The following is a 13453-nucleotide window of genomic DNA, read 5'->3' on the forward strand; positions in this document are numbered from 1 at the left end:
GTCACGAGACACTCTTTTTGTTGAGACTGCAAACATGCTCCTCCAATCCCCTTGGCAGCCTCGCCTTGCAAACCTTGAAGCCAATGCGGCCGAACGACTCGCACTTGCACTGGCCGACGACATCGTCGAGGGCCGGCTGGCGGGAGGTGACCGTCTGCCTGCACATCGAGATCTTGCAGAGAAGCTGCAAATCGGTCTTGGCTCGGTGACGAAGGCCTATGCCGCTCTGGAGCGCAGAGGTCTGACGCGCAGTGTCAAAGGGCGGGGAACATTCGTCGCGATTCAGCAGGCGCATGGTGATCGCCTGATTGACCTGTCGTCCAATGCGCCGCCGGCCGCGCTCAACGCACGCATCCTGGCACGGGCATTGACAGGCATCGCTCGCAAAATCGACGCGGACCATTTCAATTTCTATGCACCTCCTGGCGGACATCTGGAACATCGTCGTGTCCTCGCCCGCTGGCTGATGACACTTGGCTTGGTCGCCGATCCGTCGCTTCTGCTTTTGACGAGCGGCGCGCGCCAGGCGCTGTCATTGGCTTTTGATCTGGCTTGCAGCCCGCAAGGATTGCTTGTGACCGAGCGGATCACCTATCCCGGCGCTATTGCCCTGGCCCGGCGCAAAGGCTATCGGATGCAAGGTGTCGAGATCGATGCCGAAGGGATGGTGCCGCAAGCGCTTGCGGACGCACTTGGCAGTGTCACGCCAACCGATGGCAAGGCGGTCTACCTCACCCCGACGCTGCACAACCCGACAACTGCCACGATGAGCCTGGAGCGAAGGCAGGCCATCGTGGATGTATGCCGGAAAACGGGAGCATGGATCATCGAAGACGGGGTCTATTCCGCCGCTCTCCCTGATCTACCCCAGTTGTCGGCACTGGCGCCCGATATCTCATTGCATGTGAACGGGCTCTCCAAGTCGCTTGGGCCGGGGCTGCAGATCGGCATGTTGCTGGTCCCAAAAGAACTGGGCGGCGCTGCGCAAGAACTGGTGCAGGATGTGCCGATGGCACCATCAGCATTTTCCTGTGCGGTAGTCGATGAATGGCTGGCCACCGGCGTGATCGCCTCGATCCAGAGGGATCTGCGCCATGAGTCCCGGCGGCGTGCAAGGCTTGCCGCTTCGCTTCTCGGGACTGGCGAGCCTGTCTGGCATCCCCATGCCTACAACGTCTGGCTGCCGATGAAGCGCGAGGCCGCCAATAGTCTTGTCGCTGCAGCCGCAGAAATCGGTTTGAAGCTGACCCTGCCGGAATCCATGATGGTGGACCCGCAGGATGGGAGGAGCGGTCTTCGGATTTGCCTGGGCGCTCCCGGCTTCGAAGACCTGGGCGACGCGCTGAAGCTGCTGGCAGAGCTGCTCAAGCCGCAAGCTTGAGTGCGGTGCCGACGCAGGACTGCCGAAGAAGACAAGTGAGAGATGCCCGGCAATCCATCCACCCTGCCGCTGCAGGTACGGCTGAAGCAGGAGTTCTTCGAACTGCGCAAGGAATGGAGCAGATACCGAAGAACTCCCCCGCCTTATCTTTGTACAACTGGAAAGCCGTGGCTCCTGGCTGCCCACACAACGGCCAGCGTTGCAGCTAGCAGCATCAGGAGTACCGGAGGGAATGCGGCGACGCCGAGATAATCCAGCAAGGCACCGCCAATCAGCCCTCCACTTGCAATCGCGATGTTCCAGGCTGTGACCAGCATGGACTGCGCAACGTCGGCCGCGTTGCCCGCCGCCTTGGCGATGGCTGTTTGAAGCAGTGTCGCCACACCGCCAAAAGCCAGGCCCCAGACGGCCACTGCCGCATACACCACGGCAGGCGCATCGCCCATCAGGCCGAGTGCCAGCGCCGACAGGCCGAACAAAAGCGTACTGCCCAGCGTCAGGGCGCGCAGATGGCGATCGATCAGCACGCCGATGACCCAGATACCCAGCAGCGAAGTGATGCCGAACATGAGCAGGACCAGGTCTGTTCGTTTCGCCATGTCTGCCGCCGCGAGAAATGGCGCGATATAGGTATACAGGATGTTGTGTGCCAGAACGAAGGCCAGCACCACGAACAGCACCGGACGTACACCCGGGAAAGTGAACACATGCCCCAGAGACAGGCGTTTGCTCGCCGCCTGGCCCGCGAAATCTGGCAGCTTGACCTGTACCCATGCCATGAGCGCCAGTGCCAGTCCGCTCATGATGCCGAAGCACATCCGCCAGCCCAGCAAATTGCCTAGAAAGGTACCCGCCGGCACCCCAAGTGACAACGCCAATGGTGTACCCACCATCGCGATGGCGATGGCTCGGCCCTGCTGGTGCTCGGGCACCATGCGCGCGGCATAGCCCGCCAGCATCGCCCAAAGCAGACCGGCAGACACGCCCGCCAGAAAGCGCGCGATCATCGTCAGGACATAGTTGCTGGACAGGGCCGTGACAGTGTTGGTGATGGCAAAGCCTGCAATGGCCGCCAGCAGCAGTGGACGGCGGCGCACGCCCTGGGTGGCAGCGGTCAACGGGATGGCGGCTGCCAGCGAGCCCATGGCATAGATCGTGACCGTTTGTCCTGTCCAGGCTTCGGACACCATCAAGCCCTTCGCCATCTGAGGTAGCAGCCCTGCCGGCAGCGCTTCGGTCAGGATGGTGATGAACGCGGCCATTGCCAGCGCCAGCAATGATGCAATGGGCATGCGGTCTTGATGTGCGGCGGTCATTGCACGACCTCCAGCGCACCATAGACTGCGTCGCGCAGCTCGGTGACGAAGCGACCGGACATGCCCTCGTACAGCGTATTGGTGAAGGCGACCACGCTGAGGCCGCGCGCCCTATCCGCAAACCAGGCATGGCCGTAGGCGCCACCCCAGCGCCATGTACCTACCGATTCTGGCGACGCGGCGCGCAGCGGGTCCCGCAGGACTGAAAAGCCGAGGCCAAAACCAAAGCCCGGTGCATCCGGCAGCTCCAGTCCACCAGTCTGGTCCCGCCCCATCTCGTTGATCAGCTCATCAGGAAGCAATGCTCCCCTACCCTGCCGCAAGGCCTCCAGCAGTTGCAGAAAGTCTCCGGCCGTGCCTGCCATTCCAGCTCCGCCAGAAGGGAAAGCCAGGGCATCGAAGATACGATCCGGGCTGTATCTGATGCCGACTGCGCCCTCGAATGGCGAAACCACTTCTCCTTCGGCCAGCGGATGTGGCTGGGGCGTATCGCTTACGTAAGCAGTGGCCACGCGCTGCGGATCGCGCACCAGGAAACCCGTATCGCTCATGCCCAAGGGACCTGTTACCCATTGGTTGACTGCTTCGTCCAGTGACGCACCGTGGATGTGTTCAATCAATGCCCCCAACACATCGGTTGCCAGCGAATAGCCCCAGGAGGTACCCGGCGCATACAGCAGCGGCACGCTGGCGATACGACGCAGGTTCTCAGCCAGATTGAAGTTGACTCTGTCCATGCCGTCCGAGGCACCAGCCCGGGCATAGGGGCCATCGGCATCGGCCTCGATAAAGCGATAGCCCAGCCCTGCTGTGTGGCTAAGCAACTGCCTGGCAGTGATGCGTGCTGGGCTGCCATCAATCAACCGGGGCTGGAACCCTGGGAGCCAGCGGCCGATGCCCTCATCGAGATCGAGGCGGCCTTGCGCAACCAGCGCAAGCGCAGTGGCCGAAACGATGGGCTTGCTCACCGATGCCAGCCGGAAGATGGTCGTCAGCTCCATCGGGCGCGCGCTCTCGCGGTCGGCATGGCCGGCGGCCTGCTGGTGGATCAGTTCGCCGTTGTGTGCCACCAGCACGACGGCACCGACCAGCCGCCGCTCATCCAGAGCCTGCTGAATGACTGCATGGATGTGGGTGGACAGATGTAGGGGCGGAATGCCCGGGCGTAAAGGAAAGACGGGATAAGTCACGGAAGTGCCCTTGATTCAATGGATCACACCGTGACGATAGAAAGTCTGAGATTAAAGAAAAAGTAGGCTACAGTTCCTTTTAATGCGGACAAAGATGTCTTCAATCATGGTACGTTATGGACAGCTTGAATGGTTTCGCCGTGTTTGTGCAGGTTGCCGAAACGCGAAGTTTTGTTGCCGCCGGGCGACTGTTGGGCGTGTCGGCCTCAGCCATAGGCAAGAGCGTGGCGCGACTGGAAGATCGGCTGGGCGTACGCCTGTTTCACCGCAGCACGCGCAGTGTCACGTTGACAGCCGAGGGCATGCTGTTCCTGGAGCGCAGCCGACGTATCCTGGCCGAGATCGAAGCGGCAGAGCTCGAACTGGCGCAGGCCAGCAGTGCACCACGCGGGCGCTTGAGAGTGAGTTTGCCGCTGGTTAGCTCGCTGGTGCTGCCGGTGCTCGGCGAGTTCATGCGCGAGTACCCGGAGATCGAGCTGGATCTGGACTTCACCGACCAGATAGTTGACGTGATCGAGGAAGGCTTCGACGCCGTGGTGCGCACGGGCGAGCCGAGCGACTCTCGCCTCACGGCGCGCAGGCTGGGGGCTTTCCGTTCGCTGCTGGTGGCTTCACCAGATTATCTGGCACGGCGAGGGACACCTCGGGAGCCTGCTGATCTGATGCAACACCATTGTCTGCACTACCGCTTCCCGCATAGCGGCAAGCTGGAGCCATGGACTCTGCGAACCATGTCCGGCGAAACCGAGTTGCAGCTGCCCACCTCGATGATCTGCAACAACATCGAGACGCGCGTGTGCTTTGCCTTGCAGGGACTGGGGATAGCCTATCTGCCGGAATTTTCCATTCGCGAACAACTGGCTGATGGCCGGTTGCTACCGCTCCTTACCGACCATATGGAGCGCAGAGGCGTTTTTTATGTGCTGTGGCCGGCAAGCAAGCACCCGTCGCCTAAGGTACGGGCTCTGGTTGATTTCTTGTGCGCACGCGTGTTCCCTGCTGCCTGATCTGCTCAGGATTCACGTCGTTTCCGGGGGCTGATAGCAGAGTCAGGTTCTTCTGTCATTGGCAAACAACCGCATCAGGCCCAGCGCAGTGTCGACCGGCTAGGAAGTCATGTAGTCTTGCAGCCCCTTCAACAGCGCATCAAATGTCACCTTGCAGCTCGGATTGTTGCGCAGATCTTCGTGCATGGTGAGCCAGGTCTCCAGGCTCAATGGAATGCTTCCAGGCAATATGTTCACCAGATTCCGGTCGCGCGCCGCTAGATTCACCTGGCACACGCCAATACCGCAGCCAGCTCGTATCAGCGCCATCTGTGCCATGTCGTTGTCGGTGCGCACCGCGAAGTTTTCGCGGCTCCAGATCGGGAACGCCTTGCGTGCGGCACGCACGAACGGCGTCTCTTCATCAAAGCCAATCAGCGCATGCTGCGCCAGATCGGCCAGCGAGGCGGGCGTCCCGTGCTTGTCCAGATAAAGCCTGTGCGCATGCAGACCAAGTGACATCACCCCAACGCGCCGGGCAATCAGCTGCTCCTGCCTGGGTTGAGTCATGCGCACGGCGATGTCGGCCTCGCGCTGCAACAGGTCCTGTACGCGGCTGGTCAGCACCAATTCCACCGTCAGGTCCGGGTGTGTGTCCTGCAGTTGCGCAAGGATAGGTGGCAATACCTCTTGCCCTATCACCTCGCTGGCCGTCACGCGCACTGTGCCCTGGATGCCCGAGCCTTGGCTTTCGGCCACACGTTTTAGCGCAGCGGCAGCGCTGTGCATGGTCTTAGCAAACGGCTTCAGCGCAAGCGCCGCCTCCGTGGGTAGAAGGCCCATTTGCGAACGTGTAAACAGCGTCACACCCAGCGCTTTTTCCAGCGCGTCCACATGCCGCCCCACGGTGGGCTGGGCAATTCCCATGGCGCGCGCCGCGCCGGACAATGAGCCCTCTTCCAGCACGCCCAAATAGGAGCGGTACAGCTCCCAGCCTATCTCGGTGGTGTTGTCGTTAGCCATACAAAAATGTATGGCGGCTACCATATGTTGGTCAATTGCTTAATAGCCATTCCAGCCTGAAACTTCCTCTCATCGCAACAAATTCAGGGGTAATGAGATGGCAAGCAACACTGCCTTGGTTCTAGGCGCCACCGGCGGTATCGGTGGCGAAGTGGCACGGCAACTACGCTACGCAGGCTGGACAGTGCGCGCATTGCGCCGCGGTGGTGAGCAGCAAATTGAGCAGCGCGACGGTATGCTCTGGATGCGCGGCGACGCGATGAACCGCGACGATGTGCTGGCCGCCGCCGAGGGCTGCTCCGTCATTGTGCATGCCGTCAACCCGCCCGGCTACCGTCGCTGGGGTGAGCTGGTGCTGCCCATGCTGGACAACTCCATCGTCGCCGCGCAGGCTAACGGCGCCACCATCGTGCTGCCTGGCACAGTCTACAACTATGGACCCAGCGCCCTTCCCACGTTACATGAAGATTCGCTGCAGCAGCCCGTCACCCGCAAGGGTGCCATCCGTGTGGAGATGGAGCGGCGCCTGCAGCAGGCCAGCAGCCGGGGCTGCCGAGTGATCGTCGTGCGCGCGGGGGACTTCTTCGGACCCAAGCCGGGCAATAGCTGGTTCTCACAGGGCATGCTAAAGCCCGGCCAACCGGTCAAGTCCATCAGCATGCCCAACGCACCCGGGGTGGGCCACCAATGGTCTTACCTTCCCGACGTAGCCAGAGCCATGGTGGAGCTGGTGCAGCAGCGCGACACACTGGCTCCCTTTGCCACCTTCCACATGGCAGGCCACTGGGACGCCGACGGCACCCAGTTGGCCGCGGCGATCTGCCGTGTGGTCGTCAGGCGCGGTGGAGTCCAGCCCAAAGTGAGAGCCTTTCCCTGGTGGCTTACCGCACTTGCAGCGCCCTTTGTACCGACCTTGCGTGAGCTGCGTGAGATGCGCTATTTGTGGAGCACGCGGGTGGAGATGAGCAACGCCAAGCTGGTCTCGACGCTCGGACATGAGCCGCATACGCCGCTGGATGAGGCGGTGGAGGCCGCCTTGGAAGGTATGGGGTGCTTGCCGGCGACACCTGCACGCGAGTTAAGCACCGTCAAAAAAGCTTTCACCACAGCAGTGGTTGCGCTGGCCGTTGGCCTCTGTCTCTACACGAGCGATGTGCGTGCGGAACACCTGTTTGCGAATTTGCCAAGTATCGGTCGGTGATCTGACCTGGCAGCGATGGCGAACGACAGCTGTAGCGCATGCAGCCGAATTCAAGCATTGGTTCGATAGCATCAGTACGTTCCGAACTTGATCTGTCGTTCATCGCTGCAGCCTGGATCTGCCGTTCGCGGCCAGGCAGAGATCCAATGCCGACGTCTGGCGTCGCCATCAATCTTCGTCGTCATCCTCACGCCAGCCTCGATGATGGTGTCTGTGCCACCTGTTCCAGCGTCGGCCGTCCTCCTGCCAGCGCCATCCCGGAACAGCTTCTGGCGGCGGCGCGACTATCACGGGCCGAGCGGCGTAGACTGGCCGCGGAATGTATTGAACAGCCGGTGGTCCATATTGAACGGGCGGTGCCGCGTAATAGTACGAAGGCGAAGGCGCAGCAACGTAGGGAGCTGGAGCACCGTAGCCTATACCCAGGTAGACCTCTGCATGACCAAGTGCCGCAGCCATGGCAAGTGCAGCAAACAGCGAGAGTGACGTGTAGTTCATCAAGTGACTTTCAAGGCAATGGCGCTCGCCATGCTTGGTCTCTTTAACGAGGCGGATTTAGGAGCATTGACCAGGCATTTGTAACTTGATACGCATAGATGCTTCGTATTTTTCCGACTGCCGAAAATTTCATCGGCAGCTATAGGAACATGCGTGACCGTCATCGATAAGGAGCGAAAATTCCAACCTGTTCTCGGAATTTTTATGAATCTCAATGGCAACCTGAAGGTTTGGGCAAAGCGGATCAAGCGCGATGGCGTGACACTCTGGTTCGCCGGAAGACACCCCGACACGCCTTGGCATGCGAAAGCGCTGGGGCTTCTTGTCGTGGCTTATGCGCTCAGCCCGATTGATCTGATTCCTGATTTCATCCCGGTTCTTGGATATGTGGACGACGTCCTCTTGCTTCCGGCGCTGATTTGGCTGACTGTCAAGCTGCTACCCGAATCGGTTCTGGCTGAATGCCGTGGTCAAGCCGATGCGTGGATGGCCGAAAAAGGGGCGAAGCCAAGCAGTCGCGCGGGGGCGATCATGATCATCGCGTTGTGGGCCGCCATGGGGATCGCTGCAGGGCTCTGGCTGAATCCTCAGTCGCTCTGAGACGGTTGCCTACCGGGCGTTTGCGGACACACGGACATCGCGCAAAATACTGCCACGACGGTCTTCTTCGGAACCCCATTTCCCAGCTCAATACGCTGCTCACGCAACTACCCCTGTGTTTTGCCCAAACTGCTCAGCAGAACTCAGATTTCAAGAACATTCTGAATGCTGGAATTGCCAGGCGAGCTTTGCGAACGGTAGTGTTTGGAAGCCAATAGCATCCCCTATCGGAGAGTTCAGACCATTTCGGAAGCTTATTTCCAAAGTGGCTCCCGAAGCGCCCGCCGTTGACTCCACCGGAGAAAAAATCGCGAATGGCATCGGCCTGACCATATTGGGGATTTTCTTTGGGTGCTACAGGCCTTGTGATTCTGGTGATCATTCTGATCGTCAGCTTAAATCCATGCCTTATATGCAGGTAGGTCAGGCACTCTATTGTCCGTACCTTGTGTCTGGCCGGTCATGCCGATCTACAGACACCTCGCAGCAGGGTATCGCCGGTCACCTTCAATGACGACGGCTATTACCAAGAACACTCGAGTCGCTGTACGTCGAACACAACTCGGCGCCCTGTAGTGACCAAAGAAAAGCCCCGGACGAGCGCCAGCAGGAGTCAGTTACTCGCCTGAATCTAGGCCTTATTCAGGTAGATCTTCTGCAGCATGTACATACGCAACACGCTCCGATATTGGCCGTTGGCAAAAAATTCATCGACCAATTCGCCTTCCGGCTGAAAGCCAAGCTTCGTATAGACATGGATAGCCTTGGCATTCTCCTTGTCCACATGCAAAAAGATCTTGTGCAGATTTAGAACCTTGAAGCCATAGTCAAGCGTCAGACGAGTAGCACGAGTGGCAATCCCCTTGCCCTGCTGATCAGGAGCAACAATGATCTGAAACTCCGCTCGGCGATGTACCAGATCGATTTCCACCAACTCAACCAACCCCCCGCGAGCCCCTTCATGTTCGACTACAAAGCGACGTTCAGTTTGGTCGTGAACGTGTGAGTCGTAGAGGCTGGTCAGTTCATCAAAGGTCGCATAAGGCTCTTCAAACCAATACCGCATGATGCTGGCGTTGTTATCCAGGTGGTGCACAAAGCGCAAATCGTCGCGCTCCAATGGTCTTAGCTGAAGGGATGTCGCCATGGGTTCTTTCATTCAAATGTTTGGGAGGCCGCTTGAAGCGACCACGCTGCCAATGATCAATCAATTTCTTACTTGCGAAAAGTTCAGATCAATCATTAAAATTGATCAATGGAGTGGACACTCGAACGTTTGAGCCAATTCGTCGCCGTGGCGGATTGTGGCTCCATGACTCAAGCCGCTCGGCGCCAGGGCCGTACTCAATCTTCAGTGAGCATGGCCATGGGACTGCTGGAAGCGGATCTCGGGCTGGAGTTGTTTCAACGTATAGGCCGATCGGTGCGACTCACGCAGGCTGGCGAAGTCATCTTGCTGGAGGCACGGGCCCTGCTCAATCAGGCCCAGGCGCTAGACCTGCGCGCGCGCAAGCTGTCACATGGCCAAACTGCCAAGCTTTGCGTGGCTATTGACGAGGCTCTGCCCTATCCACCGATTGCGAGGCTGCTGCAGGAATTGGCGCAACAGTTCCCAGCTCTGGAGTTGACCTTGCTCAATGGCACGGCGGCCGAAGCCGCACACCAGGTGCAATCTGGTCGTGCGGAGCTTGCCTTTCAGTTTGACCGAGGTCCAGCAGGCGCTCAGTTTGCTCAACACTATGTGGCCGGAGTGCCGCAGATGGTGTTCGTATCGCGTGACCATGAGTTGGCCAAGTGCAATGGAGTCAAGCGCGAGGACCTTGCCGCTTATCGGCAGTTGGTGATGCACATCGAGGGTGTTGAAGACCTCGTGATCAGTCCGAGTATCTGGCGCTCGGAGAGCTTCTACGTGCTTGCTGACATGCTGGCCGACGGCATAGGCTGGGGAATTCTGCCGCGCAATATCGCGCAAGCGCCCGATATAGAGCCCCGCATCGTGACACTGGACTGCCCGGAATTGCAGCTTCCTCCGCTAGCCGTGCGTATGCTCAGTTTGCAAGGTAAAGCGCTGGGCGATACGGCCTTATGGATCGAGCAACGGCTTGCAACGCTGCTGCGTTCGAATTGACCAAGATTGAGCCTTGGAGAATTTCGAAGCTGTAGTTTCCAGTTCATCGTGAGAAACTGCATCAGATCGATCAGCGACAGTCCTGGATCGCCAGAAGAAACAGTCGTGGACCGCGATCCCTGAGCCTTCGAAGTTCATGCAGTTCACAGGGCCATGACCATTTCGTGCCAGGCCATGCCACCGTGGTCTGACTCCGAAGGACGCTGGTATTGGAATCCCAGGCGAGAGTACAGCACCACATGTCGCTCCTTGCACATCAGGTGGATGCTTCTCTTGCCCTCGGCGCGCATCTGCTCGACAAAGGTATGCATCATGGTGGTGGCGCAGCCCCGGCCTTGGAAGGCCGGATCGATCACCACGGACATGATGACCACGTTAGGTGCGGCAGCGTCATGCCCGACCAGCTCCTTGAACTCTTCATCAGACATGCGCACCTCGTAGGCGCAGCCGCAGTTGATGAAGCCAATGATCTGTCCATCGTGTTCCGTGATCAGGAAGCCATGCGGATATTCACGAATACGTTTGGTGATCTTGGCAAGCGTGGCTGCTTCATCACCTTCGTAGGCACCGGCTTCGATGACATAGCAGCGATCGGCGTCTTCTGGTCGGGCATGGCGGAACGTGAGATCTGGTGTCATGGCGGAGGTCATTTCAAGGCTCATAAATCCTCAATTTCATGATCGCTGCAACCGACTTCACCACCTTTGCTTTGATGCCTGCGTTGATCTCCAGGATCGAGCAGGAGGCTCCTCATGTGCGCCTGCGCGTGGTTCATTCGCGTCATCGGGACGCCTACAGCGACCTGGTGCAAGAAGGAGCCCATTTCGTCATGGGCTTTTCAGACGAATTCAGCCCCGTACAAGAAGGCGTGGAAGTCTTGCAGGGACATACCGATGCCTATGTCGTCGTTGCACGCAGAGATCATCCTCGCATCGGCAAGAGGCTCTCCATGGCGCAATATCTGGCGGAACACCATGTGGTCGTGAAACCCTGGCAGGAGGAGAAAGGCGTCATAGACGCAGCTTTGAGCAAGGGCGGGTGGACTCGCGAGATTGCGATAGAGCTGCCCAGTGTCATGGCCGCGCCCTTTATCGTGGCAAATTCGGATTTGCTCATCACCCTGCCCCGCCTGGCGGCACAGCAGTTGGAGGCATCGGCAGCGACTGCGATCTTCAAAGCACCTTTTGAAGTGCCGTCATACACCCTGAATGTGTATTTTCAGCACCGGCATCTGAGCAGTCCATGGCATCGCTGGATGCGCGTTCGTCTCGAGAGCGTATTGCGCCCAAAAGGGTGACTAAGGCGTGTGAGCGATTGACCTTTTGGGTCGAAGCTGCTTTAGATCTCTGGCGGCTCTCGGCCAGGAGCAGCCGTTCGAGAAGGCTGCTTGGCCGACTGCTTCAAGCTGACAGCTGATGCAGGGGCTTCAACACCGAATGTCGGCGGCGATCAACAGCTCAACTTGATGAACTCTGGCTGCAATCTCCAAGAATCGGCATTCAAGGATGTCCGCAGCCATTGTCGGAGACCGCCACGACCCGGCCCCTTGACGACGATTCACCGTGCCTTCAGGCAAAATCCAGATGATCGGGGCAAGCCTGGCGTCAGGTCTGCCGGGAAGCCCACCTTGAAGAATGGAGCAACATCAATGGCACTGACGAAGAAGGGCGAGTTCTGGTACGGGACGACGTCCGGCGACACCCAAGCCGAGCTGCGCAGCTACAGCGTTGCGAATCGCCATGAGGCCGTCCGGTTTGCCTCGTCCAAATGCAATTGCGGGTGCCGGACTTTTGCGCTGCAGACCGACGAAGAAGCCGGCGTGGCAATCCGTACCTGCACCGACTGCGGGCAGAAACACCTGATGGGCGACAGCGCGGACCACGTTGAAGAGGCAGCCCCCGAGGCGCACGAATGCGTGTGCGAGAACGAGGTGTTCGAGTTGATGTCCGGCGTCTCCGTGTACGAAGGCACACATGACGTACGCTGGTATTACATCGCTTGCCACTGCGTGGAATGCAATCTGGTCGGAGTCTTCGCAGACTGGAAGTGTGAAGCAGGTGATGCGGCGGCCTTCCTCGCCAAGGTATGAGCGCGCGCGCCCTTCACAGATCCTGCTCACAGGCTCGAGTGGCCGAAGAGTGTCATGAGGTGGTTGGTGTATTGCAGCGACCGATTGAATCCACCCTGCATAGCGGTCCTCGACTGCCAAATCTTGAAGTGCCGCACTAGGTCGCCCTGAGACGCTCACCCACCAGCAAGAAGCAGTCGCCGGACTGGAGTCCAGCCGGAAATAGTGAGCGATTTGCAGCAGTCACAGCCAGGCCAGAAGCGGTAGTAGTGCGTGGCTTGCTGCGTGGTTCGCGTAGATTGAAACTCGTCGTTTCCCTCACCTATGGTCAGCATGGCTGACTGTCATTGAGAGCTGCCAACAAACCTTGATACGTCGTTGCATCGCCTTGTCGTACTTCTGCCGTGCCCTCGGCTTCGCGCCTCGTCTCAAGTGCAAGCCTGCGGTTTGGCCCACGGGGTGGCCGACGACTCGCGTGCACAGCGCGGCAGCGCATTTGAAGACGACTTCCTTCTCATCCGCGCGGCGGAAGCTGGACAGGGCCTGGCGCTGGTGCCGCAGGCATATGCCCAGGAAGAAATCGCGACTGGCCGGCTCATTCAGGTACTGGATAAACCCTGGCCGGCACGATTCGCCTACTACGCCGTGACCCGCCCTGGAGCGGCTGACCGCCCCGAAGTGCGCGCCTTCCTGGACTGGATTCGCGCAGAAGCAGCCCAGTAAGGCCGCAAGCAGAGACCCTGCTGCCCTGCAGGCTGCTCGAACTGAATCAACCGCCGCGCGAAGCCGCAGACATTACAGCAATACGACAAGACGAAGCAACGTCCTATCAAGCATAGTGTTTACGGCCCCAAGACAATATCGGCAGATGCAATAAACGCCGGGCGGTCAGCGATTATTTATGCCATTTTTTAATGGCAGTTTCCCAAGACACTGAAGGTGTTTCATCCATAGATCCGGTATGCAACGGCAATGACCCGAGACGGCCCCTCAAACCTTGAATATCGTCCACTCACTCAAAACCAGATTCTTTCCAGCATTGATTCCTCGAAATGGAAATAT

The 13453-nt window shown here is 59.1% G+C and carries 12 protein-coding genes and 1 pseudogene; 8 read left to right on the plus strand and 5 right to left on the minus strand.

The window, feature by feature from the left end:
* Positions 1 to 34: 34 nt before the first annotated feature.
* Positions 35 to 1381 (plus strand): PLP-dependent aminotransferase family protein, encoded by a 1347-nt coding sequence (locus NOX35_RS14130; protein ID WP_182282975.1) that lies wholly within the window; start codon positions 35 to 37, stop codon positions 1379 to 1381.
* A gap of 143 nt (positions 1382 to 1524) precedes the next feature.
* Here NOX35_RS14130 and NOX35_RS14135 read toward each other — a convergent pair whose 3' ends face one another.
* Together NOX35_RS14135 and NOX35_RS14140 are read right to left on the minus strand one after the other, a co-directional pair.
* On the minus strand, positions 1525 to 2697 hold the full coding sequence (locus NOX35_RS14135) for an MFS transporter (RefSeq protein ID WP_182282976.1): 1173 nt from the start codon (positions 2695 to 2697) through the stop codon (positions 1525 to 1527).
* Entirely contained in the window at positions 2694 to 3887 is a 1194-nt protein-coding gene (locus NOX35_RS14140; RefSeq protein ID WP_256493673.1) for a serine hydrolase, read from the minus strand. The genes NOX35_RS14135 and NOX35_RS14140 overlap by 4 nt, the downstream gene beginning before the upstream one ends.
* 116 nt (positions 3888 to 4003) lie before the next feature.
* Between NOX35_RS14140 and NOX35_RS14145 the strand changes: the two genes are divergently transcribed.
* Positions 4004 to 4894 (plus strand): LysR family transcriptional regulator, encoded by an 891-nt coding sequence (locus NOX35_RS14145; RefSeq protein ID WP_182282978.1) that lies wholly within the window; start codon positions 4004 to 4006, stop codon positions 4892 to 4894.
* Between the two features lie 99 nt (positions 4895 to 4993).
* On the opposite strand, the gene NOX35_RS14150 is transcribed toward NOX35_RS14145, so the two are convergent.
* Positions 4994 to 5896, minus strand: a complete 903-nt coding sequence (locus NOX35_RS14150; protein ID WP_198424697.1) for a LysR family transcriptional regulator — start codon at positions 5894 to 5896, stop codon at positions 4994 to 4996.
* 97 nt (positions 5897 to 5993) lie between these two features.
* Here NOX35_RS14150 and NOX35_RS14155 point away from each other — a divergent pair, with 97 nt between their 5' ends.
* A complete protein-coding gene (locus NOX35_RS14155; RefSeq protein WP_256493674.1) occupies positions 5994 to 7097 on the plus strand; it encodes an NAD-dependent epimerase/dehydratase family protein in 1104 nt (367 codons plus the stop codon).
* Positions 7098 to 7799: 702 nt separating this feature from the next.
* The gene (locus tag NOX35_RS14160; RefSeq protein ID WP_256496926.1) at positions 7800 to 8195 is read left to right on the plus strand and encodes a YkvA family protein; all 396 of its coding nucleotides are present in this window, start codon (positions 7800 to 7802) and stop codon (positions 8193 to 8195) included.
* 631 nt (positions 8196 to 8826) lie between these two features.
* On the opposite strand, the gene speG is transcribed toward NOX35_RS14160, so the two are convergent.
* Positions 8827 to 9342: a spermidine N1-acetyltransferase gene (gene speG / locus NOX35_RS14165; RefSeq protein WP_256493675.1), complete on the minus strand. Its 516-nt coding sequence runs from the start codon at positions 9340 to 9342 to the stop codon at positions 8827 to 8829.
* Positions 9343 to 9450: 108 nt separating this feature from the next.
* Here speG and NOX35_RS14170 point away from each other — a divergent pair, with 108 nt between their 5' ends.
* On the plus strand, positions 9451 to 10323 hold the full coding sequence (locus NOX35_RS14170; RefSeq protein WP_182282981.1) for a LysR family transcriptional regulator: 873 nt from the start codon (positions 9451 to 9453) through the stop codon (positions 10321 to 10323).
* Positions 10324 to 10466: 143 nt separating this feature from the next.
* Here the strand turns inward: NOX35_RS14170 and NOX35_RS14175 are convergent, their stop codons facing one another.
* Positions 10467 to 10973: a GNAT family N-acetyltransferase gene (locus NOX35_RS14175; protein WP_256493676.1), complete on the minus strand. Its 507-nt coding sequence runs from the start codon at positions 10971 to 10973 to the stop codon at positions 10467 to 10469.
* Positions 10974 to 10999: 26 nt separating this feature from the next.
* Here NOX35_RS14175 and NOX35_RS14180 point away from each other — a divergent pair, with 26 nt between their 5' ends.
* From NOX35_RS14180 to NOX35_RS14190, 3 genes and pseudogenes are all read left to right on the plus strand, one after another.
* Complete coding sequence (locus NOX35_RS14180; protein ID WP_256493677.1) at positions 11000 to 11620, plus strand: LysR substrate-binding domain-containing protein; 621 nt, start codon at positions 11000 to 11002, stop codon at positions 11618 to 11620.
* Positions 11621 to 11971: 351 nt separating this feature from the next.
* Positions 11972 to 12412, plus strand: a complete 441-nt coding sequence (locus NOX35_RS14185; RefSeq protein ID WP_182282983.1) for a hypothetical protein — start codon at positions 11972 to 11974, stop codon at positions 12410 to 12412.
* 429 nt (positions 12413 to 12841) lie between these two features.
* Positions 12842 to 13114: pseudogene (locus NOX35_RS14190) on the plus strand (LysR substrate-binding domain-containing protein); the annotation flags it as partial.
* Positions 13115 to 13453 lie beyond the last annotated feature (339 nt).

The sequence above is a fragment of the Comamonas sp. C11 genome (assembly GCF_024496285.1).
Classification (GTDB): domain Bacteria; phylum Pseudomonadota; class Gammaproteobacteria; order Burkholderiales; family Burkholderiaceae_C; genus Comamonas; species Comamonas testosteroni_F.